The sequence below is a fragment of the Vibrio paracholerae genome, from assembly GCF_037672085.1.
GTDB lineage: Bacteria > Pseudomonadota > Gammaproteobacteria > Enterobacterales > Vibrionaceae > Vibrio > Vibrio cholerae.
Map to the genome: position 1 here is coordinate 1,007,263 of NZ_JBBHLM010000002.1, position 24,863 is coordinate 1,032,125.

Annotated in this window: 12 protein-coding genes; 9 read left to right on the forward strand and 3 right to left on the reverse strand. The window is 45.5% G+C overall.

Annotated elements, in window-relative coordinates; all coding sequences use genetic code 11:
- Positions 1–101: 101 nt before the first annotated feature.
- Positions 102–1,169, forward strand: coding sequence for a PLP-dependent cysteine synthase family protein (locus R4537_RS10035; RefSeq protein ID WP_071178675.1), 1,068 nt, complete (start codon positions 102–104; stop codon positions 1,167–1,169).
- Positions 1,170–1,307: 138 nt separating this feature from the next.
- Here R4537_RS10035 and sohB read toward each other — a convergent pair whose 3' ends face one another.
- On the reverse strand, positions 1,308–2,369 hold the full coding sequence (gene sohB / locus R4537_RS10040; RefSeq protein WP_071178691.1) for a protease SohB: 1,062 nt from the start codon (positions 2,367–2,369) through the stop codon (positions 1,308–1,310).
- Between the two features lie 158 nt (positions 2,370–2,527).
- Here sohB and R4537_RS10045 point away from each other — a divergent pair, with 158 nt between their 5' ends.
- Positions 2,528–3,271 carry a YciK family oxidoreductase gene (locus R4537_RS10045; RefSeq protein WP_001109956.1) on the forward strand — a complete coding sequence of 248 codons (744 nt, stop codon included), beginning with the start codon at positions 2,528–2,530 and terminating at the stop codon, positions 3,269–3,271.
- 102 nt (positions 3,272–3,373) lie between these two features.
- Here the strand turns inward: R4537_RS10045 and R4537_RS10050 are convergent, their stop codons facing one another.
- Together R4537_RS10050 and R4537_RS10055 are read right to left on the reverse strand one after the other, a co-directional pair.
- On the reverse strand, positions 3,374–3,829 hold the full coding sequence (locus R4537_RS10050; protein WP_262359529.1) for a hypothetical protein: 456 nt from the start codon (positions 3,827–3,829) through the stop codon (positions 3,374–3,376).
- 942 nt (positions 3,830–4,771) lie between these two features.
- The gene (locus R4537_RS10055; RefSeq protein ID WP_001880862.1) at positions 4,772–5,209 is read right to left on the reverse strand and encodes a YcgN family cysteine cluster protein; all 438 of its coding nucleotides are present in this window, start codon (positions 5,207–5,209) and stop codon (positions 4,772–4,774) included.
- A 141-nt stretch (positions 5,210–5,350) separates the two neighbouring features.
- Here R4537_RS10055 and R4537_RS10060 point away from each other — a divergent pair, with 141 nt between their 5' ends.
- The 7 genes from R4537_RS10060 (at position 5,351) to R4537_RS10090 (ending at position 24,541) form a co-directional block, all read left to right on the forward strand.
- Positions 5,351–5,617 (forward strand): YkgJ family cysteine cluster protein, encoded by a 267-nt coding sequence (locus tag R4537_RS10060; RefSeq protein ID WP_000340597.1) that lies wholly within the window; start codon positions 5,351–5,353, stop codon positions 5,615–5,617.
- A gap of 152 nt (positions 5,618–5,769) precedes the next feature.
- Positions 5,770–7,092, forward strand: a complete 1,323-nt coding sequence (locus R4537_RS10065) for an IS4 family transposase (protein ID WP_043992589.1) — start codon at positions 5,770–5,772, stop codon at positions 7,090–7,092.
- Positions 7,093–8,434: 1,342 nt separating this feature from the next.
- A complete protein-coding gene (locus tag R4537_RS10070; RefSeq protein ID WP_080483384.1) occupies positions 8,435–10,525 on the forward strand; it encodes a peptidase domain-containing ABC transporter in 2,091 nt (696 codons plus the stop codon).
- Positions 10,526–10,527: 2 nt separating this feature from the next.
- A complete protein-coding gene (locus tag R4537_RS10075) occupies positions 10,528–11,892 on the forward strand; it encodes an HlyD family type I secretion periplasmic adaptor subunit (protein WP_071178730.1) in 1,365 nt (454 codons plus the stop codon).
- A gap of 4 nt (positions 11,893–11,896) precedes the next feature.
- Positions 11,897–14,005 (forward strand): type I secretion system permease/ATPase, encoded by a 2,109-nt coding sequence (locus R4537_RS10080; RefSeq protein ID WP_071178729.1) that lies wholly within the window; start codon positions 11,897–11,899, stop codon positions 14,003–14,005.
- 211 nt (positions 14,006–14,216) lie between these two features.
- Complete coding sequence (locus tag R4537_RS10085) at positions 14,217–14,744, forward strand: hypothetical protein (protein ID WP_071178728.1); 528 nt, start codon at positions 14,217–14,219, stop codon at positions 14,742–14,744.
- Positions 14,745–16,186: 1,442 nt separating this feature from the next.
- On the forward strand, positions 16,187–24,541 hold the full coding sequence (locus R4537_RS10090) for a calcium-binding protein (RefSeq protein ID WP_338953875.1): 8,355 nt from the start codon (positions 16,187–16,189) through the stop codon (positions 24,539–24,541).
- Positions 24,542–24,863 lie beyond the last annotated feature (322 nt).

A 24,863-nucleotide genomic window follows, 5' to 3' on the forward strand; every position in this document is an offset into this window, starting at 1 on the left:
AAAATTTTTCTACAAAACTACAAAAGCATAGGCAAAATGGCAAAGTTTTTCTCTCCAAGCCTAGCTAAACTGATTCGGTAACCTAAGGGAGAAACTGGATTATGTGTACCGACCATCAGTGGATTAACAGTGCAATTCGTAAAATTGAAGCAGACTATCAACGCTCCGCCGACACCCATCTGATTAAACTCGACTTACCTTGCGTCTCTGGCGTCGATATCTATCTGAAAGATGAAAGTACCCACCCCACCGGTTCTCTCAAACACCGCCTCGCCCGTTCACTGTTTTTATATGGACTGTGTAATGGCTGGATTGGCCCAGAAACTACCATTATTGAATCCTCATCTGGCAGTACTGCCGTATCGGAAGCTTACTTTGCTCGCTTGCTTGGCCTACCCTTTATTGCCGTGATGCCAAAGTGCACCGCGCGTAAAAAAATCGAACAGATCCAGTTCTATGGGGGCAAGGCGCATCTTGTAGATCGCTCCGATCAAATTTACGCAGAATCTCATCGTCTCGCGAAAGAGCTGAAAGGCCACTACATGGATCAGTTTACTTACGCTGAACGAGCCACCGACTGGCGTGGCAACAGCAACATCGCTGACAGTATTTTTAGCCAGATGCAGATGGAACAACACCCCGTTCCAAGCTGGATTGTGATGAGCCCGGGGACGGGAGGCACCTCAGCCACTATCGGCCGCTTTATTCGCTACCAACAATACAACACCAAACTGTGTGTGGTTGACCCGGAAAACTCGGTTTTTTATGACTACTACCGCACGCGAAATGCCGAGCTAACCCGTGACTGCGGCAGCAAAATTGAAGGCATTGGCCGCCCAAGAGTCGAGCCCAGTTTTATTCCTGATGTGGTGGATGAAATGCGTGCGATCCCTGATGCCGCGAGTGTAGCGACCATTTACTGGTTGGAGAAAATTCTTGGCCGTAAAGCAGGCGCCTCCACGGGCACTAACCTGTATGGCGCGCTGCAACTCGCCTGCGAAATGAAGCGCCGCAGCGAGCAAGGTTCCATTGTCACGCTCTTGTGCGATAGCGGTGAACGCTACCTTGATACCTATTACAACCCTGAGTGGGTTAACAACAACATTGGTGATTTAAGCAAATACCTGCACAAGCTGGAAACATTCTCCGCGACAGGCTGTTTGGATTAAGTGCTTACTCCATGCAAACCATTCCACCGCAAAAAGCGATGATTTAGGGATGACCATAAAAAACGCGCTTAGCAAACTAAGCGCGTTTTTTCATTACGGCAACGAACATTAAACTAATCGACGTTAAACCAACTAACGTTAAACCAAGGGACGTTGGCCTCGGCTGATCAGTTTCAGCAACACATTGTCGGCGGCATCACCAGCCACTCCGGCAAGTTTATCAGCCAGCTTTTTCTTTTGCGTATAACGCAGCAAAAGTACGGTTTTGCTCTTACACGCGGCAACAATCAAATCATCGGATGTTTGAATCTCATCAACCAAGCCCAGTGCTTTGGCTTGCGTGCCAAACCAGTGTTCACCTGTCGCGACTTTATCAAGATCCAACGCGGGGCGATGCTCACGGATAAAGTCTTTGAACAGTTGATGCGTTTCTTCCAACTCTTGCTTGAACTTTTCACGCGCTTTATCGGTATTTTCACCAAACATGGTTAAGGTGCGCTTGTATTCGCCCGCCGTGAGCTGCTCAAACTCGATATCGTTCTTTTTCAGCAGTTTATGGAAGTTTGGTAACTGAGCCACCACACCGATAGACCCGACAATCGCAAATGGCGCACTGACGATTTTATCGGCGATGCAGGCCATCATATAACCGCCGCTAGCCGCGACTTTATCTACCGCAATGGTCAGCGGTAAACCAGCCGCTTTAAGGCGATCCAGTTGTGATGATGCCAAACCATAACCATGCACCATGCCGCCACCAGTTTCCAAACGCAGCAGCACCTCATCACCCGCTTGTGCCACCGCCAAGATCGCGCTCACCTCTTCACGCAGTGAAGCGACTTCTTTCGCATCAATACTGCCGTGAAAATCAAGCACAAATAGATGCGGATCGCGCTTGCTTTCCAATTCGCCTTCTTTCGCCGCTTGCTTAAGCGACTTTTCACGACTTTTCTGCTCAGCTTTTTCTTTCTTCTTATCCGCTTTATCGCGCGCTTTTAAAAACGCTTCGTCATGCAGATAAGCCTCTAAACGCTCAACCGTATCTTTGTGCTGTTCGGTCAGATCGGTGATTTCCAACTCCCCTTTGGCACCACCACTGCGTCCGCCCAATGATTTTACTATCACTAGTACTGCGACCAATGCGACCACCACAGTCACAATCTTGGCCAAAAACAGGCCGTAATCTAACAAAAACTCCAAGTGACTCATCCTTCTTGAATACGAATTGGTGTATTGTAACCACCTTGTCACGAAGACTTAAAGCAAATCCTCTTCCAACTCGACTAACCTTGGATTTTTGACATGCCTCAGCCAGAGTTTGCCAGCAGGAAGAGCTAAAAAATAATAAGGAATAAGACGTGAATTATTCAGTCTCAACAGACGCTTTGAAAGAGAAAGTGATTTTAGTCACCGGAGCGGGTGATGGTATTGGTAAGCAAGCGGCGATCAGTTTCGCGGCGCACGGCGCGACCGTGATCTTACTTGGCCGTACCGTGAAAAAGCTCGAACAAACCTATGATGCTATTGAAGCAGCGGGTTATCCGACACCGGCGATTGTTCCTTTAGATATGAAAGGCGCAACCAAACAAAATTATCTGGATATGGTCGATACCATAGAAGATCAATTTGGCCGTTTGGATGGCGTATTACACAATGCCAGCTTGCTTGGCGTACTCAGCCCCTTCGATCAAATTGGCGAAGACAGCTTTGATGAAGTGATGCAAGTGAACGTGAAAGCACAGTTCCTTATGACTCAAGCGCTGCTACCGCTGCTGCACAAATCAGCCGATGCGCGCATTGTGTTTACCACGTCTACCGTAGGTCATATTGGCCGTGCTTTCTGGGCGACTTACGCGATTTCTAAGTTTGCAACTGAAGGTATGATGCAAATTCTGGCCGATGAATTGAGTGAAAGCACCATTCGAGTCAATGCGATTAACCCGGGCGGCACTCGCACCGCGATGCGCGCGAAAGCCTACCCAGCAGAGGATGCAGACAAGTTAAAAACACCGCTCGATATTATGCCGCTCTATCTGTACTTGATGGCTCCAGAAGGCCGTGAAGTGCACGGTCAATGTATTGATGCCCAGCCAAAGAAGTAACGCGGTTTCGTTTTGGCTTTCGCACAAAGACCAACGCCTTGCAAATAGCAAGGCGTTTAAGCTTTTATAAAAAACCAATCGATATTTCAAATACAGCTAAGATTATCTGTGACAGCCACCACAACCGCTACTACCGCTGCTGCTACCGCCATGACTACCAGAATTGCTAGAAAATGGAGATGGAGTAATCATTGGCGGTTTATTATTATTAGGAAATGGTCTAGGTAGAATAGTTGGTGGCTTAGATGGTATATTTCCTGTTACATCAATTGATGTTAATGGCGGACGAGGCTTACCTGCATTACTATTTATATTCTGAGTTATAGCAGCAGAAACCGCTGGCCCAACAATTGGTGCAAGTGGCCCGCTAGCTACACCTACTGCAGTACCAAGTATACTTCCAATGACAACTGGAGCAATCTGAACATCATCACCTCCAGCAGCGGAGGTACCTGCCGCTGCACTCAGATTCTGTACAACTGCCAAACCTATATCCTTTAGTGGTTTTAAAGAACGTTTAGTCCGTTGTATCGGAGCATCATATATATATAACACCATTAACTTCTACTAAGTAAGAGTTTTGAAATGATGTAATCCTAAAAACTTTAGGCACCTCTAATATTTCACCTGGATATAAAATTTCAAAAACTGTTTTATCAAAATTAGAAACTTCTACAACTCCCAGACTATCTTCAGCACCATACATATAAATTGATTGATATTTAGTTTCAAGACAATACTCAACGCCACTCGAAAGAAAATAGATATGGCTAGGTATAGCATCTAAGCACACTGATGCATTTGACGATAACGGAAATAAACACAAAAATAACAATAGCCTTGACTTTTATAAGAATCCAAATAAAAATAAGAATAGTTATTATTAATAATGGACCATATAATGTCAACATATAGAATCATCCAATACTTATTCGCCACTATAATGTCTTTTATCACAAGCTATCTGATAACTTTGTTATTTAAACATCAGAATTATTGGGGAATGGAAGGGCATGCTTCAACTATACATGCAGCTATAAATAGTTTAATTGCGATCATAGCAATAAGAACTATTGCTTATTTTGACAATAAAGAAGATAGCAAATGAAGGCTTAATAGTGATTGTTTACTACAATAAATAACCGCTTTGCTACGTAAAAATAATTCACTTATCCATTTACTCCCCAAGCGATGATAATCCACTAAAGCCTATCACTTGGTAGATATATTAAGTAAACGAAGAGTTTTATTATGAATTGACACACTAATTCTTCGTGAGTTCATTGTTACGCAAAAGCCCATGAGAACTATATTTTTATTAATAAATATTAGATCAGGACGATCGCACTTGTGTTTAATATTTGCGCTAATAGAGTGACTTGCTTTTCAAAGGTTTGATAAAAGAGCTTATTGCGTTCAAATACCACTCACTTCTTGCTCAAAATATGGACTTAAGTTGGGCAAATAACCTCCATTCGTTCACCTTGGATATTAGAAAGCTTAATCTCGGCTCATCAGCACAATGTGATCTTCCCAATCAATCACATCCACTTCATAAACGATTTTACCGCGCACACTTTCATCGGCGGCATGCATGGCGTCTTTCGAACCGGTCAGCAAAGGATGCCATTCTGGAAGTGTTTGTCCATTGCCAAGCAAACGGTAAGCGCAGGTATCAGGCAGCCAGTTAAACTCTTCAATCTTGTCGCGAGTGAGCTTTAAACACTCTTCACCTGAGCTAAAACGATTAGGGTAATCTTTACAAGAGCAGGTGTCGCTATTGAGCCAGCTACACGCCACATTGGTGTAGTAGATTTCATCCGTATCTTCGTCCATGAGTTTGTGCAGGCAACATTTACCACAGCCATCGCACAGCGATTCCCACTCGGCTTCGGTCATTTGGTCTAACGTTTTGCTTTGCCAGAAGGGTGTACTCATTGCAGTGTCTTACGGTTTATCTATCGGGGGGACGATTTATACTCTTTACATCGCTAAAGTGCAAGAAAAGCGCAAGTCAGTGCATCCTATCGAGCTTTCTGTTAGGATGGCCGCCCATTTTTCCAGCGCAAAGAGATTATGATGGATTGTCGATTAGGCTGCGGCGCTTGCTGCATAGCGCCAAGCATCTCCTCCCCGATTCCCGGCATGCCGAATGGCAAACCGGCTGGTGTGCGCTGTGTTCAGCTTAATGAGGATAATTTGTGCCAACTCTTTGGCCGCCCTGAGCGCCCAAAAGTGTGTCACGATTTCAAAGCCTGCCCTGTCGTTTGTGGAAAAACCAATCAGCAAGCCTTGGCTAACTTAACCGAACTTGAGCGGATAACAGATCAACTCAACCCGCCTTAGAGATCGTTCACACTCGGTCTAGCCATGAGTAGCGCAAGATATAAAAAAGGAGACCTTAGGTCTAATGCCGATCAGTTAAGCAAAAAATGATCGGTTGAACGATCCTGAGAGGGTGTCAAAATCCGAGTGTTTCTACGCACTCGGATTTTTTTATGTTCTTAAGACAAGCCCTCGACCGAATACATCAATTCTCTGCTGACCAACTCAATGGTCTATCCGATCTCCTTTGCCCTGAACTCATTAATCAATGTCTTGAGGACACAGGCGTTGCCACGCTTCGTAAGCGTAGGCTCCCCATGGAATTGATGGTATGGAGCATTGTGGGTATGTCTCTTTATCGGCATCTATCGATGAGTAAGGTGGTCTCTCAGCTAGATATATTGCTGCCGGGTAAGAAACCCTTTGTTGCGCCGAGTGCGGTTATCCACGCCCGTAAGAAGTTGGGGCATGAGCCAGTAGAAGCGGTGTTCAACCAAACTCAGCAATTGTGGCATGAGAAAACCCCACACCCTGACTGGTACGGGCTCACTTTACATGCTGTTGATGGTGTGGTCTGGCGAACACCAGATACGGCCGACAACGATAAGGCTTTTAGCCGAACAGGTAATCAAACCACGACGTCAGACTATCCTCAAGTTCGCATGGTCTGCCACATGGAATTAACGAGCCATCTGCTCAACAGTGCCGCCTTTGACTCCGTCTCCGTCAGTGAGGTTGACCTCACTGCTCAGCTTATCGACAAAGCCCCAGATAATAGCCTGACCCTGTTTGACAAAGGCTTTTATGCCTTAGGACTTCTCCATCGTTGGCAAAGCCAAGGTAAGGAAAGGCACTGGCTAATTCCCCTGCGTAAAGGGGCGCAATATAAGACGTTAAGAAAATTGGGGCGCGGTCAGGAGCTGATTGAACTCTCGCTGACTGCTCAAGCGAAAAAGAAATGGGCAGATGCGCCGGATACACTAGAAGCTAGACTCATTACCACTAAGGTGAAAGGGAAAGAGGTCCAACTGCTGACTTCAATGACCGACCCCAAGCGTTACATAGGGGCAGATATTGCAGAGCTCTACAGTCATCGTTGGGAAATCGAATTAGGTTATCGAGAGATGAAGCAGTACATGCTTCAAAATAGCCTAACGCTAAGAAGTAAAACGCCGGCGTTAGTCAAACAGGAGCTTTGGGGGATGCTGCTCGCCTACAACCTGCTGCGTTTTATGATGTGCCAGATGGCGTATTCATTGGACACGGTAATGCCATACCAAATAGGCTTTAAGCAGGCATCGATATTTTTGGTGAGTCAGTTGCAGATGCTTCCGGCTGTCGCACCTGGAAGATATCCAGAAGTGCTCCGATATATCCTCGACATGGCAGAAAGCTTTGTGCTTCCAGAGAGGCGGGAGAGGACATATCCAAGAGCAGTAAAGAAAAGGCCAAATCGCTATGCGACTAGGCCTTCTAGAAAGCGTAACTCAGCTTAACTCACATGCATTACGACGGTACCTGACTTACGTTTTAACTCTTTTGACGAAGACTCTTTTTTAGTTCATTAGAAACAAAGAGTTACAGTTGTGAAAATAAAAAGGGTGTTTTTACCAAGTTGTGACTTTAAGCAAGAATGATCAGATGCTTAGTGATTATATTTTATAGTGTTCTGCCGAATAGGCAGCCAAGAAAGTTGAAGTGGAACTATAAAGCAAGTGAGCCTCGTGTTCTGCCGAATAGGCAGCCAAGAAAAGCTTGAAAAGTACATGGCTCGCGGTGAACTTGTGTTCTGCCGAATAGGCAGCCAAGAAATTGTCGCCAACGTTTGTATCACCGATGTATACGTGTTCTGCCGAATAGGCAGCCAAGAAAAGTTTGCATTGTGACTTTGGCTTGCACGTACCGTGTTCTGCCGAATAGGCAGCCAAGAATAGGTCAGGAAGAAAGCAACCTACCTGCTGAACAAGCAGTTAATAATCAAAACCATCAAGTTTTATCTTGGTGGTTTTTTGTTTAAAAGGCTCCCCATGTATTTAAAAAGACTTGAAGCTATTGATGTTAATTTCAATCACTATGAGGTAGGACTTGAACGATATGTTAGGTGTACTTGGGCCCTGAACATGTATCGGCATCATGTGTTTCGTGCAAACCTGCCAGACACATTTGTGTTGGAGATCAACCGAATCAATGAATCTTTGGGTATTGCGGTAGAAACCATTGATTTGAAAGAGTATAGAGACAATTTTAGGTCGTCAGAAAAGATTAACAAGTCTATTAAAGAAAATGAATATCCTCGTTGGATCTGGTTTTACGGTGTTGAAGTGTTAAGGGATACGAATTATGCAGGTTGGTTACGTAGTCGACTAACAGTCCGATCAATAGAGAACTTAAGAGTTATCTTTGTTGTTGAGTCTAGTGACGATTATCGAGATGTTTTTTGTGATTACAGGGTACCTTTCTATCAATCTACAACATTACTACAAACGAATATTGACGACTTAAATTAAGGTTGTTGGCGATTCAGGTCGTTTGGATTAGAACATAATCCTTATACTCAGGATGTTTAAGATTATTGATTTGGAAATGAGTTAGACCAAGTTGAGAAAAGTAGGGTCAGACCGATCGATGTTGAAGGGTCTGTGTAAAATAGTATTTTGAAAACAATCCGATACATAAGTGACTTTCTTATATGTGAGGATTTTGATGGAATAAGTAGCACTCGATCTTGTTTTAGTTATTTGTTGGTTGAATGTATTGTGGTGGGTATGTAATCTCGCGGAAATATAAAAAATAGCAGTAGATTTATAAATCGTTATGGTTAGGGCTTATCCGAAACGGGTGGCACTGTCACGCAGTGCTGTTGTAAGTTCTCAGGTTTTGCTCAAGCTTATGGGCGTCTCTTATCAAGTGCCAAAAGAGCATACAGGAGATGATCTAAAAAGCTGGCTTAAGAACGCATCAGGTCAAACTGATGGTCAACTGAGATTAAAGCGTCTAAAAGAAAAAAAACTTGCAGCTTCACATCTTCCTCTTGCTTATCAACAGCACGATGGCGAATTTGTAGTGCTTGCTCGTCTGTCTGATGACCAAGCGTTGATCCAACGCCATCACGAGCATGTACCCCAAGTCATTTCAAGAACCACACTTCAAGAAGTGTGGGCAGGTCAAGTGATTCAATATCATGAAAGCGGGCGCCAGTTTGATATTCGCTGGTTTATCCCCGAGTTTCTTCGATACAAAAAATTGCTGTCAAGCGTACTCTTCTTTTCGTTTCTCTTGCAATTACTAGCGTTGATTAGCCCTCTCTTTTTTCAGGTTGTGATGGATAAGGTGCTTGTTCACGCCAACATTTCAACACTGGATGTGCTTGCGGTTGTACTGGTAATTGTGGGCGTTTATGAAGTGCTACTGAAAGGGCTTAGAGAGTACTTATTTGCACATACGACTAACAGAATTGATATTCAGCTCGGCGGTAAGCTCTTTGGCCATCTGCTGTCTCTGCCGCTCATCTATTTTAAAACACGGCAAGTAGGCTCAATTGTTGCCCGCGTTAGGGAGTTGAGTAGCATTCGTGATTTTTTGACCAGCTCTGCGATGACGCTCAGTGTAGATGTTGCGTTTAGCGTGGTCTTTTTCGCTGTAATGGGCTGGCTCTCTTTTCCTTTAATGGTGATGGTTGTCTCAACCATTCCCGTTTACTTCATTCTCGCTTGGGTAACTGGTGCACACCTGCATAAAGCCGTTGAGAGGCAGTTCTCATGCGGGGCGAAAAATACGTCTTTTGTTACGGAATCTGTCTCTGGCATCCAAACAATGAAAAGCCTTGCCATAGAGCCTGCTATGCGGCGGAAGTGGCAAGGACAAGTAGAAGACTTTGCTCACGCGAACTTTGATACGCAGAAAATTACAGCGGTCACGAACCAAATTGTACAACTTGTTCAAAAGTTAACAGCGGTACTTGTCATTTGGGCTGGCGCGATGCAAGTGATGGCACTGGAAATGACAATAGGTCAGCTTATAGCTTTCAACATGTTGTTAAGCCATGTACACCAACCCTTGGGTAAGCTGGTAGACCTTTGGCAGCAATTTATCCAAACGCGAGTCGGTATTGATGCATTGGGAGATATGCTTAACCTCCCGCCAGAAACCGAGCATTCCTCAGTTCAGGTTGATGGTGTCTCAGGCAACATTCAGCTGAGAAATGTTGTCTTTAGTTACCAACCGAAATCGCCTGCCGTGCTTAAAAGTATCGATTTGAGCATTCGTGCAGGAGAAACCATTGGGATTGTTGGCCCTTCAGGTTCTGGAAAAAGTACAATTACTCGTCTTATCCAAAAACTCTATCTTCCTGTTTCTGGGTCAATTCATATTGATGGCATTGATCTCGCTACGATTTCATCTTCATCGCTAAGACAGCACATTGGTGTTGTTCTTCAGGAAAACTATCTTTTCAATAAAACGGTTAGGGAGAACATTTGTTTAAAAAAGCCGACCGCTGATTTAGAAGAGATCATCAAAGCTGCGAAGTTGGCAGGCGCTCACGATTTTATTCTAAAACTCCCCATGGGATATGACACCGTTTTGGCTGAAGGAGGCGCTAGTTTATCTGGTGGTCAAAGGCAACGTGTTGCCATTGCCCGTGCTTTGCTGGGCGATCCTAAAGTCCTGATATTTGATGAGGCCACGAGTGCGCTTGATGACGAAAGTCAGGAAGTTATTCAGAACAATATGTCTGCCATCAGTCAGGGAAGAACCGTGGTCATTATCGCACATCGGCTTTCTACAGTGAGAAGTTGTGATCGCATAATTACGGTTGAAGCCGGCCAAGTGACCAGTCAGGGCTCTCATGAGGAACTGGTGGCACAAAACGGTATTTACCGACGGTTATGGCAACTCCAACAGGCAAAGCAGCAAGAAGAAAGGGAGTAAACATGGCGGGCATAATTGAGAAAATCCAGCCTCTGAAAAAAAAACGACAGGCACCCTTAGATGAACGGTATGAGTTTTTACCTTCGTATTTAGAAGTGGTTGAGAAGCCTGCTAGCCCGCTGGCTAAAACGAGTGCATGGGCTATTTCCAGTTTGCTCATAGCTGCACTTGTATGGTCGATAGTCGGCAAACTGGATATTTTTGCCAGTGCATCAGGACAAGTGATTGTATCTAGTCGCTCCAAAGTCATTGAACCTTTCGTCCAAGGTGAAGTGGAGGAGATTCTTGTTAAAGAGGGTGATCGAGTGCATCAAGGTGATGTATTGATCAAGCTAAACCCAATTGGCGCTGAAGCAGAACGTGCTCGAATAGCCAGTCAGATAGATTTCACCTTGCTAGAGATTAGTCGCTATCAAGCTCTTTTGGGCGATGAACTGCCCGCGTTGTGGCTTGACCCAAATGTTGGATCTGAGGAATTGCTTAATGCATCACGAATGGCTATTCAGTCTGACTGGCAAGAAAGACAGGCACAATTGGAGGGGATTTCAGCGGAGCTTGATGTCAATTTGGCGAACCAACTGGCTGTGCGCAATGAGTTGAGCTCGCTGGCATTGCTCCGGAATAATGTCGAAGAGAGGTTGGATGCGCGCAAGATTTTAATGGAAAGCAAATCTATTGCTCGAATGGAAGTATTGGACTTGGAGAAAGAGCTGCTTGATACGCAAAGAGCTGTGTTTCAGCAGCAATCCCAATTAAAGGTACTTCAGGCAGAAGAAAAAAAACTCAAAGACAGCCGGACGACCTATCTAGCTGGCTTGAAAAAAGACTATCACCATCGATTAAATGAACTTCAAGGTCAGTATCAAGGGTTGGCGCAAGAGTTAGTGAAAGCTAACAATGCGATTCGTCAGCAAGTCCTTCTTGCGCCGGTGAATGGCACAGTACAGCAACTGCAAGTGAATACGTTGGGAGGGGTTGTTCAACCTGCGGAAGAACTGATGGTAATTGTGCCCGAAGACGCCTTGCTTGAAGTCGAAGCCAAACTGTTAAACAAGGATGTTGGTTTCGTCATTCCGGGACAAACCGTTGAAGTTAAAATTGATACTTTCCCCTATACCAAGTACGGCACCGTACCCGCGGATGTGGTTCATGTATCCCGCGACGCAGTTAAAGACGAACAGTTTGGTATGGTCTTTCCCGTCAGGATCCGATTGCAAAAGGACAACATTAAAGTTGAAGAGAACCTTGTGCCGCTTCAACCGGGAATGACTGTTGTCGCAGAGATAAAAACTGGTCAGCGGCGTGTGATTGAGTATCTGTTAAGCCCTCTCCAACAGTACCAATCTGAAGCAATGAGGGAGCGATAAGAAAATGATCGTGACAGATTTGCACCCGACACTGGATGTGTTATGCGAACTAGCGAATGACTATGAACTCGCACCAGATAGCTCGCAACTGGCGCATCGTCTAGGGAAAAACGATAACAGCATTGATGAGATTGATTTGTGTCGTGCGGCGCTATGGTCTGGCCTTCAAGCTCGGGTGGTTGAAGCCAATATTGATGAACTTCAGGCGTTGCCGCTGCCCGCGTTAGTGTTGATGGACGAACAGTGGCGACTTGTTAAGCGTATTAGCCCAAAAACTGTGGAGATCGTTGATCAGCATAGGCGATTAAACTTGGAAGTAGAGGCTTTCAAGCTTACATATCAAGGGAAGGTCCTAGTTGCGAGGGCTAACTTCCAAGCTAAAGAGAAAACTGCGTTTGGATTTGGCTGGTTTATTCCGGCAATAAAGAAGCATAAGCGACAGTTTTCTTGGGTCATCGGTGTGTCGTTAATGATTCAACTGATTGCATTGGTTTCTCCGCTATTGTTTCAAAATGTTATCGATAAAGTGCTTGTAAGCCGGAGCCTATCGAGCCTAGAGGTATTGGGCGTTGCCATGCTGGGACTTGCAGTGATGGGGCCGCTCTATGGATTACTTCGTAGTTGGTTATTCTCCAACCTGTCCAGCAAAATTGGTGCTGAACTTTCATCTAAACTCTATGATCATTTAACCGCATTGCCGCTTTCATACTTTAATGAGCGTCAAACGGGTCAGATCATCGCAAGAATGAAGGAAATGGATAGCATCCGACAGTTTCTGACAGGCTCCGGGCTGACACTGATTCTAGACCTTGCGTTTATCGGCTTGTTTATCGGTGTAATGCTGATGTATTCCTCTCTACTGACCTCGGTCGTTGTAATAAGTCTTGTGCTGTATTTCCTGTTTTGGATCCTCGTCGGTAAAGGGTTACGAACGCGAGTAAATCACGCCTTTGAAGCAGAAGCCGATGCAACAGCCATGCTGACAGAGTCGGTAATGGGGATAGAAACCGTTAAAACAACAGCAACAGAGTGGCGTTTCAACAAGCATTGGCAAGAGCAATTGGCGCATTTTACTAAGGCATCATTTGCCGCAACAAACTATGGTAACTGGGCTGGGCAAGGTATTTGCTTAATTCAGAAGCTCACAGCGGCATTACTCTTGTGGTTAGGTGTGAAACTTGTATTGGATGGAGCGCTTACTTCTGGTGAGTTAGTCGCATTCAATATGTTTGCGGGACATGTTACTCAACCTATTTTACGCCTCGCCCAAATTTGGCAGGATTTTCAGCATACGCTGATATCGTTGCGAAGAGTGGGTGACATTTTAGATGTAGAGACGGAATCCGGGTCTGAAGGGCTGGCTTCCGTGGCACCCCTAAAAGGAAAAGTAGCATTCGATAACGTGCGTTTTCGTTATTGCGGGCAGTCTCCAGACGTTTTGCGCGGATTGAGCATCACCATTGAGCCGGGAGAGTTCGTTGGGATTACTGGCCCCTCTGGTTCAGGTAAAAGCACACTGACCAAGTTGCTTCAGAGACTTTATAGCCCCACACAAGGCCAAGTCTTGATTGATGGATTGGATTTGGCCATCGCCGACCCGGTCCAGCTGCGTCGCCAAATGAGCGTTGTGTTGCAAGAAAGCCACCTGTTTTCAGGCACAGTCGCTGAAAACATTCGATTGAACTGTCCTGAAGCATCAGATGAAGATGTGAGAAACGCCGCGGAACTTGCGGGCGTCATCGATTTTATCGGCGATTTGCCGCAAGGTTTCAATTCTCCCGTCGGAGAAAAAGGGGCGTTACTTTCTGGCGGCCAAAGACAGCGAATAGCGCTTGCTCGTGCTCTTATCTCTAACCCTAGCGTGTTGATTTTAGATGAAGCAACTTCTGCGCTCGATTATGAGTCTGAGGCAGCCATTATGAGTAATATGACAAAAATATGTAAAGGTAGAACGGTAATAAGTATTGCTCACCGACTCGGCACGATTAAAAACGCCGATCGGATATTGGTTATAAATGATGGTCGAATTTCGGAAGAGGGAGAGCACAATTTCCTAATTCAAGAGCAAGGCTTATATAAGCATCTTTGGGAAATTCAATCTGGTTTTTCATAAGACTACAAGGGAAAAAGATTGTTAAATTCTTTAATAAAAATTTTTTAAGTCCTAAAGTGTAAGTGATCTTCGTGGCCTTATTATTTTTATAAGGTTAGTTATAACGCCTAATAAGCACCATATAAATAGGCAAGTGTCGGAATGGACCAAGGTATGATATTTGAAAACCTTTGGTTGATTAAAAACAATCAATAAGTAAATAAGGTTTTTTATGTTTTCTTTTTTTTATGCTCTTAGGGTAAAAAAGTCAGACCTAATACTAGCGACAGTAATTTCTACATTTACTTTAATATTTAGTATTGTCAGTAATAGAGTGTTCTTAGACCCTTATAAAGAAGGGGAAGTATATTATTCAAGCTACTCACATGATGGAAGGCACGGTTCTGATGGACGGGGTTTGAGTTATAGCATAATTCATAACGAAATAGATGGTTCTGATTATAAAGTACAAGGTTTTGATTTTGGGCGCCTTAGTAATAAATTAAATAATTATGGAACGCAAAGGTTTGATGAAAGGGAAATAGAAGGCATAAAGGTTGGCTTGGTTTCGACATCAAATGAAAATATATATTATGTGGTTTACGTAGAGTTTAATCAACAGGTTATGCTCGAAAGTAGACCCACAATAAAAACTATAAATGAAAATAATTTCAATAATTTTATATTTGGAGTTGTTTCTTCAATTTTTATATTTTTCTTTATCATAATAATTAATTCTTTAATAAATTCAAGTAAATAAAGGTATACGTGATGCAAGATATAGTCCGAAAAATTTTCAATAACAGAACTTTGGGAATCGCTGAACTAGAAACAAATGTTTTAGTGTTAGATTCGCAATTACAAGGGCAAAGGACGACAAGTAAATTACTTGCTGCCGCTGATGTTGTTGTCTCAGTAGCGAGCTTTTTAAACAAATGGCCAGGGCTAGGAATCGGAGTTAGTGTTGGTGCTGTCGTAGACGCTATGGATGTATACCGAAAGGAAATGCAACAAAACGATGGTCTCGTTGGAGAGAATACTATCGCTTCTCTAGTAGCTGCAAGCTCTGACCTTATTGCTGGTATTAGCGGAGCAGTTGCTGGAAAGTCAAGGTTGTGGCCTCTGGCTGCGGTATCCGCAGGCTTCTCGATGCTGAGCGTCGCAGCTAAGCACCTTTCAATACATGGAAGTAACGTTAATCAGGTAAAAAATAATTTAAAAAATGAACAAAAAAGTCTGCTCGATAGTTTGAGGTATCAGACAGAGTCAAGGCGTGATGCAGTTATTAAAGACTATGAATCTTTGATTCGACAAGAAGCAGCTAAAGCAGGCATCGATTTTTCTACGGTAATTGATAGCGGATTTTCTTCTGAGGTTGATGGACTTATTGAACTACTTAATAACGAGATTAATGCTGATATTGAGAAAAGCTTGTCGCTTCGTATCGATCTTAGCGTTGATCGAATAGAAGAAATAAAAGATGAGTACATTGGTGATTTTAATACAATACTCGGCGATTATAGTGACGGTGGTAGAGTCACCAGCCTTTTAAATACGTCCCTCGGTATAGCGGTTAAAAAATCAAGAACTAAAATTTTAGATGCTGTGCACAATGATTTTGTAGAAGAAGTCGAGGATGCTGATCTAAACCGTGCCCAAGTGCTAGATTTTTCTGCAGGACTAAAAGATGCCCTTCGACAAGCTAATCTAAAGTCAGGCAGTGTTGGAGGATTTGTTGATAAATGGATTGGGAGATATCAACAAGCATTGTCTAGTACACGATCTAATCTGATAGCTGACTCACTGAGTTATAAAAACGGTGTGTTGAACGGCGGGATGGTTTTATTCGAGGAGGTCAAGAAAGATCTCGTCCAAGATTATTTAAATAAACGGAATGAATTAAATGATCAATACCAGATGTTTGAGAGGCTCGAAAAAAATAGACAAATAGACCTTGCTCATCGAGATGCCGCATCCTTAGTTATTGGGGATAAGAAAGAATTCATGGACGATGTTCTCAATATGCATCAAACATCAGCAGAGTATTTACGTCAAAAAGCAATTAGACTAGCAGCGAAAGCAAATAGTAAAGAAGTAAAAGTACCGGATTCAACTTTTAATAAGTTGGGCGAACTTCACCAAGAAATAAACATTCAGATAGATAACTCTAGGACGGCTTCCAGTAACGTTCTCGATTCTTATTTGAGTAATTTTACTGACCTCACTCACTTCCTCAACATCTCAGATGTATATATAAAAGAAGAGCATCATCGATTAAATGATGCTTTCAGTAGCATTATTTCTTTATTAGAAAGCATTATCGACCAGTTGGAAGAGCTTCTAGATGAAGAGCCAGATGATGAAAAGCCTGATGAAGATGGCGACGGCATCCCTGATGATGAAGAGCAAGATAGCGATAACGATGGTATACCTGATGATATAGACCCCGATCAAGATGGTGATAACGACCCTAATAATCATGATGATGACAGCGGCTCTACTGGTGGTGAAGGCGGCACGCAAGGCGATGCTGTTCATGAGGGTAGTAATAACTCCGATCGCCAGCGCAGGATTGATCCACTCGTTCTCGATTTAGATGGGGATGGATTAGATTTTTTAAGTCTTGATAACAGCCAAGCCAAATTTGATTTAACGGGTAATAGCTTTGCTACCCATACGTCTTGGCTAAGTGGTGATGATGGGTTTCTTGCAATCGACAAAAACAATGATGGTTCGATAAACAATATCGACGAACTGTTTGGCCGTGAAGATATAACGGGTTTTGAGGAACTCGAGCTACTAGATAGTAATGGTGACGGTAAGATCTCAACGGAAGATGCCGCGTTTGAACAGTTACTAATCTGGCAAGATAAAAATGGCGATGGTGCATCTACACAAGAAGAGCTCAAGAAACTCTCAGACTATAACATCACAGAAATTAGCCTCGACAGGAGTGCATCTGGTGCAGAAAAAAATGATGTTTTACTCGAGGAAGTTGGCCACTATGTTACCGTTGACGCGAACGGTAACAGACAAGAATATCTACTGGGTGATGTGTTGTTCAGCACTCGACCAACCTATTCAGAATTCGTTGGAGAAGTCACGCTGACAGATGCGGCCAAAGCCATTGCAAACATTCAAGGCTACGGCATGATGCCCGACCTTAACGCAGCAATGAGCTTGAATAAAGAGTTTGAAGCTCAGATTCTCCAGTTTACCCGAGATTTAAGTAGCCAAACACTCACCAGTGGCTTTGATGACATTTTGTATGGTTGGGCCGGTTCTAAAAGGCTTACGCTTGCTGATATCGACAGCACCCCAAACTTGTCGGCTGACGAAAATGGTTTGGTTCGATTCCCTAATGCCAATATTACTCTTAGCATTGAACAGCTCGGTGTTCTAAAAGCTTACACAGGCATTAACACCCTAGAGATAGGTGACGGTATTTGGAACGCCAATGGACAGACGCATACTACGGGTCAACTTTATCTTGAAGCATGGAACAGTATTCGCGCCAATTTAGTGGCTAAGTTTGCAGTAAGTCAAGGACTCTTAGATCACTTAATCCCTTCTGTTACCTACGATGCTGCATCTGATACGTTACAAAGTACCTTCGATTTTAAGAGCCGTGCTGATGCAACATTTCAAAAAGTCACAAGCAAGTTAGGTAACCTAAAAACAGCTAATGATGCAGCAGAACTACTTCTTGTCTTAGATGTGTTCGAACAGTTTGAATCTGGCTTCTCCAAAACGCAAAAAGAATGTGTTATCGACCTTATTAAATCAGCAGAGCCAGCAGCTTATGATTGGTTAGCCAATAATATTGACCTTGTTAAGAAAATTGATAATAGCATTCTTTTGGGGACGAATACGCAAGGTGGCAGCGCTGCGGACTTTGCGATTGGTTCAAAAGGCAATGACATAATCAACGCGGGAGGCGGCAACGACATTGTTGAAGGCGGTCTTGGTGACGACACTTTGCATGGCCAAGACGGTGATGACCAACTTTTTGGTGGTGTGGGCAACGATACCTTGACAGTCAATGGTAGTGGCTCAAACACGCTGGAAGGAGGAGAGGGTGATGACCTTCTCAAGGTGAATCGCAGCGTGGATGCATACTATCAACGTGATCATGTGCGCAAGGCCGTCAACACGTTCAATGGTGGTCAAGGTAATGATCGTCTAGAAGGCAGTGCGGGTGCTGAGACGTATGTATTTAACCGAGGGGACGGGCAGGACACCATCAACGACTATGACCATAACAGTTGGAGCTCCGTGGACGGTTGGAATCAAGTCGACCGGATTGTCTTGGGTGAAGGGATTAGCCGAGACGAGTTAACGTTGCGTCGAAACGGTAATCATATGGTGCTCATGATTGGAGGTCTTGATTCTGGGGATTCGATTACGATAGAGAATGCGTATACCGACAAACGGTACCGCATTGAAGAAGTGGTGTTGAGTGATGGTACGACACTGGCTCCGCAAGATATCCCTCTATACACCATCGACGGCGATAACGATATTCGAGGTGGTGGTTTTGCTGAGACGGTAACCGTAGGCGATGGCAATGACACTATTAGCCTTGAAGGCGGTAATGACACGATCCGTAGTGGTGGAGGGGTTGATACCGTTGATGCTGGAAGCGGTGATGATGAGGTTTATGCGGGTCTCGGAGACGATACGGTCTTGGCCGGCTCTGGTAATGACCTCGTTTATGGTGAAGAAGGTAATGATACGCTTCATGGCCAAGACGGTGATGACCAACTTTTTGGTGGTGTGGGCAACGATACCTTGACAGTCAATGGTAGTGGCTCAAACACGCTGGAAGGAGGAGAGGGTGATGACCTTCTCAAGGTGAATCGCAGCGTGGATGCATACTATCAACGTGATCATGTGCGCAAGGCCGTCAACACGTTCAATGGTGGTCAAGGTAATGATCGTCTAGAAGGCAGTGCGGGTGCTGAGACGTATGTATTTAACCGAGGGGACGGGCAGGACACCATCAACGACTATGACCATAACAGTTGGAGCTCCGTGGACGGTTGGAATCAAGTCGACCGGATTGTCTTGGGTGAAGGGATTAGCCGAGACGAGTTAACGTTGCGTCGAAACGGTAATCATATGGTGCTCATGATTGGAGGTCTTGATTCTGGGGATTCGATTACGATAGAGAATGCGTATACCGACAAACGGTACCGCATTGAAGAAGTGGTGTTGAGTGATGGTACGACACTGGCTCCGCAAGATATCCCTCTATACACCATCGACGGCGATAACGATATTCGAGGTGGTGGTTTTGCTGAGACGGTAACCGTAGGCGATGGCAATGACACTATTAGCCTTGAAGGCGGTAATGACACGATCCGTAGTGGTGGAGGGGTTGATACCGTTGATGCTGGAAGCGGTGATGATGAGGTTTATGCGGGTCTCGGAGACGATACGGTCTTGGCCGGCTCTGGTAATGACCTCGTTTATGGTGAAGAAGGTAATGATACGCTTCATGGCCAAGACGGTGATGACCAACTTTTTGGTGGTGTGGGCAACGATACCTTGACAGTCAATGGTAGTGGCTCAAACACGCTGGAAGGAGGAGAGGGTGATGACCTTCTCAAGGTGAATCGCAGCGTGGATGCATACTATCAACGTGATCATGTGCGCAAGGCCGTCAACACGTTCAATGGTGGTCAAGGTAATGATCGTCTAGAAGGCAGTGCGGGTGCTGAGACGTATGTATTTAACCGAGGGGACGGGCAGGACACCATCAACGACTATGACCATAACAGTTGGAGCTCCGTGGACGGTTGGAATCAAGTCGACCGGATTGTCTTGGGTGAAGGGATTAGCCGAGACGAGTTAACGTTGCGTCGAAACGGTAATCATATGGTGCTCATGATTGGAGGTCTTGATTCTGGGGATTCGATTACGATAGAGAATGCGTATACCGACAAACGGTACCGCATTGAAGAAGTGGTGTTGAGTGATGGTACGACACTGGCTCCGCAAGATATCCCTCTATACACCATCGACGGCGATAACGATATTCGAGGTGGTGGTTTTGCTGAGACGGTAACCGTAGGCGATGGCAATGACACTATTAGCCTTGAAGGCGGTAATGACACGATCCGTAGTGGTGGAGGGGTTGATACCGTTGATGCTGGAAGCGGTGATGATGAGGTTTATGCGGGTCTCGGAGACGATACGGTCTTGGCCGGCTCTGGTAATGACCTCGTTTATGGTGAAGAAGGTAATGATACGCTTCATGGCCAAGACGGTGATGACCAACTTTTTGGTGGTGTGGGCAACGATACCTTGACAGTCAATGGTAGTGGCTCAAACACGCTGGAAGGAGGAGAGGGTGATGACCTTCTCAAGGTGAATCGCAGCGTGGATGCATACTATCAACGTGATCATGTGCGCAAGGCCGTCAACACGTTCAATGGTGGTCAAGGTAATGATCGTCTAGAAGGCAGTGCGGGTGCTGAGACGTATGTATTTAACCGAGGGGACGGGCAGGACACCATCAACGACTATGACCATAACAGTTGGAGCTCCGTGGACGGTTGGAATCAAGTCGACCGGATTGTCTTGGGTGAAGGGATTAGCCGAGACGAGTTAACGTTGCGTCGAAACGGTAATCATATGGTGCTCATGATTGGAGGTCTTGATTCTGGGGATTCGATTACGATAGAGAATGCGTATACCGACAAACGGTACCGCATTGAAGAAGTGGTGTTGAGTGATGGTACGACACTGGCTCCGCAAGATATCCCTCTATACACCATCGACGGCGATAACGATATTCGAGGTGGTGGTTTTGCTGAGACGGTAACCGTAGGCGATGGCAATGACACTATTAGCCTTGAAGGCGGTAATGACACGATCCGTAGTGGTGGAGGGGTTGATACCGTTGATGCTGGAAGCGGTGATGATGAGGTTTATGCGGGTCTCGGAGACGATACGGTCTTGGCCGGCTCTGGTAATGACCTCGTTTATGGTGAAGAAGGTAATGATACGCTTCATGGCCAAGACGGTGATGACCAACTTTTTGGTGGTGTGGGCAACGATACCTTGACAGTCAATGGTAGTGGCTCAAACACGCTGGAAGGAGGAGAGGGTGATGACCTTCTCAAGGTGAATCGCAGCGTGGATGCATACTATCAACGTGATCATGTGCGCAAGGCCGTCAACACGTTCAATGGTGGTCAAGGTAATGATCGTCTAGAAGGCAGTGCGGGTGCTGAGACGTATGTATTTAATCGAGGGGACGGGCAAGACACCATCAACGACTATGACCATAACAATTGGAGCTCCGTGGACGGTTGGAATCAAGTCGACCGGATTGTCTTGGGTGAAGGGATTAGCCGAGACGAGTTAACGTTGCGTCGAAACGGTAATCATATGGTGCTCATGATTGGAGGTCTTGATTCTGGGGATTCGATTACGATAGAGAATGCGTATACCGACAAACGGTACCGCATTGAAGAAGTGGTGTTGAGTGATGGTACGACACTGGCTCCGCAAGATATCCCTCTATACACCATCGACGGCGATAACGATATTCGAGGTGGTGGTTTTGCTGAGACGGTAACCGTAGGCGATGGCAATGACACTATTAGCCTTGAAGGCGGTAATGACACGATCCGTAGTGGTGGAGGGGTTGATACCGTTGATGCTGGAAGCGGTGATGATGAGGTTTATGCGGGTCTCGGAGACGATACGGTCTTGGCCGGCTCTGGTAATGACCTCGTTTATGGTGAAGAAGGTAATGATACGCTTCATGGCCAAGACGGTGATGACCAACTTTTTGGTGGTGTGGGCAACGATACCTTGACAGTCAATGGTAGTGGCTCAAACACGCTGGAAGGAGGAGAGGGTGATGACCTTCTCAAGGTGAATCGCAGCGTGGATGCATACTATCAACGTGATCATGTGCGCAAGGCCGTCAACACGTTCAATGGTGGTCAAGGTAATGATCGTCTAGAAGGCAGTGCGGGTGCTGAGACGTATGTATTTAATCGAGGGGACGGGCAGGACACCATCAACGACTATGACCATAACAATTGGAGCTCCGTGGACGGTTGGAATCAAGTCGACCGGATTGTCTTGGGTGAAGGGATTAGCCGAGACGAGTTAACGTTGCGTCGAAACGGTAATCATATGGTGCTCATGATTGGAGGTCTTGATTCTGGGGATTCGATTACGATAGAGAATGCGTATACCGACAAACGGTACCGCATTGAGCAGATAGAGTTGTCGGATGGAACGCAGCTAACGCCTCAATCTTTGCCGTTACTTACGACGGAAGGGGACGATGTAGTGGAAGGCGGTGGTTTTGATGAAACCGTCACACTTCTTGGTGGGAACGATACACTTAATGCCGGTGGTGGTCACGATACCGTAAGCGGCGGTTCAGGGAATGACACGGTTCATGCTGGCGCTGGGAACGACGTGGTGCGTGGCGATGAAGGTGACGACACTTTGCATGGCCAAGACGGTGATGACCAACTTTTTGGTGGTGTGGGCAACGATACCTTGACAGTCAATGGCAGTGGCTCAAACACGCTGGAAGGAGGAGAGGGTGATGACCTTCTCAAGGTGAATCGCAGCGTGGATGTATACTATCAACGTGATCATGTGCGCAAGGCCGTCAACACGTTCAATGGTGGGCAAGGTAATGATCGTCTAGAAGGCAGTGCGGGTGCTGAGACGTATGTATTTAATCGAGGGGACGGGCAGGACACCATCAACGACTATGACCATAACAGTTGGAGCTCCGTGGACGGTTGGAATCAAGTCGACCGGATTGTTTTGGGTGAAGGGATCAGCCGAGATGAATTAGCGTTGCGCCGAGACGGTAACCATATGGTGCTCGTGATTGGTGGTCTTGATTCTGGGGATTCGATTACGATTGAGAATGCGTATACCGACAAGCGATACCGCATTGAGCAGATAGAGTTGTCGGATGGAACGCAGCTAACGCCTCAATCTTTGCCGTTACTTACGACGGAAGGGGACGATGTAGTGGAAGGCGGTGGTTTTGATGAAACCGTCACACTTCTTGGTGGGAACGATACACTTAATGCCGGTGGTGGTCACGATACCGTAAGCGGCGGTTCAGGGAATGACACGGTTCATGCTGGCGCTGGGAACGACGTGGTGCGTGGCGATGAAGGTGACGACACTTTGCATGGCCAAGACGGTGATGACCAACTTTTTGGTGGTGTGGGCAACGATACCTTGACAGTCAATGGCAGTGGCTCAAACACGCTGGAAGGAGGAGAGGGTGATGACCTTCTCAAGGTGAATCGCAGCGTGGATGTATACTATCAACGTGATCATGTGCGCAAGGCCGTCAACACGTTCAATGGTGGGCAAGGTAATGATCGTCTAGAAGGCAGTGCGGGTGCTGAGACGTATGTATTTAACCGAGGGGACGGACAGGACACCATCAACGACTATGACCATAACAGTTGGAGCTCCGTGGACGGTTGGAATCAAGTCGACCGGATTGTTTTGGGTGAAGGGATCAGCCGAGATGAATTAGCGTTGCGCCGAGACGGTAACCATATGGTGCTCGTGATTGGTGGTCTTGATTCTGGGGATTCGATTACGATTGAGAATGCGTATACCGACAAGCGATACCGCATTGAGCAGATAGAGTTGTCGGATGGAACGCAGCTAACGCCTCAATCTTTGCCGTTACTTACGACGGAAGGGGACGATGTAGTGGAAGGCGGTGGTTTTGATGAAACCGTCACACTTCTTGGTGGGAACGATACACTTAATGCCGGTGGTGGTCACGATACCGTAAGCGGCGGTTCAGGGAATGACACGGTTCATGCTGGCGCTGGGAACGACGTGGTGCGTGGCGATGAAGGTGACGACACTTTGCATGGCCAAGACGGTGATGACCAACTTTTTGGTGGTGTGGGCAACGATACCTTGACAGTCAATGGCAGTGGCTCAAACACGCTGGAAGGAGGAGAGGGTGATGACCTTCTCAAGGTGAATCGCAGCGTGGATGTATACTATCAACGTGATCATGTGCGCAAGGCCGTCAACACGTTCAATGGTGGGCAAGGTAATGATCGTCTAGAAGGCAGTGCGGGTGCTGAGACGTATGTATTTAACCGAGGGGACGGACAGGACACCATCAACGACTATGACCATAACAGTTGGAGCTCCGTGGACGGTTGGAATCAAGTCGACCGGATTGTTTTGGGTGAAGGGATCAGCCGAGATGAATTAGCGTTGCGCCGAGACGGTAACCATATGGTGCTCGTGATTGGTGGTCTTGATTCTGGGGATTCAATTACGATTGAGAATGCGTATACCGACAAGCGATACCGCATTGAAGAATTGGTGTTAAGTGAAGGTAGTAAGGTATCGCCGTTTGAACTCCCAGACTATGTGGAACCAGTCATAAATACGGACTTACTCGTCCAAGCGATGGGTGCTTTTGATACGCGAGAAAGCGTGACAAATAACGCTGTTATTGACAGTGTTACATCTTCATTCTCACCCAACTTAGTTGTCAGCGGACAGATCCAGCTCTAAAGGTAATCATCTATCGATGATGAAATACGATACTCTGCGTGCGCGGCATGCAGAGTATCGAGCGAATTCACTCTCTATAAGTCATCTAAGAAAGTGGTAAATTTACTACGCTCAATTTGAGTGGTTATCTAAATTTGTAATCTTTTGATGCAATCTTATGTGAACTTATTCTGCAAATATCTTTGTAACTATTTGAAAGCTCGTTCTGGCTATGCAGACTTATGCTGCAAGCATCACCATCTGATGTTCTAAAAATCCAATTCTTCCCCAATAATTCTGTGAGCTTCCTTGTTCAAGGGATAAGTTGACCTAGTCTAAGCTA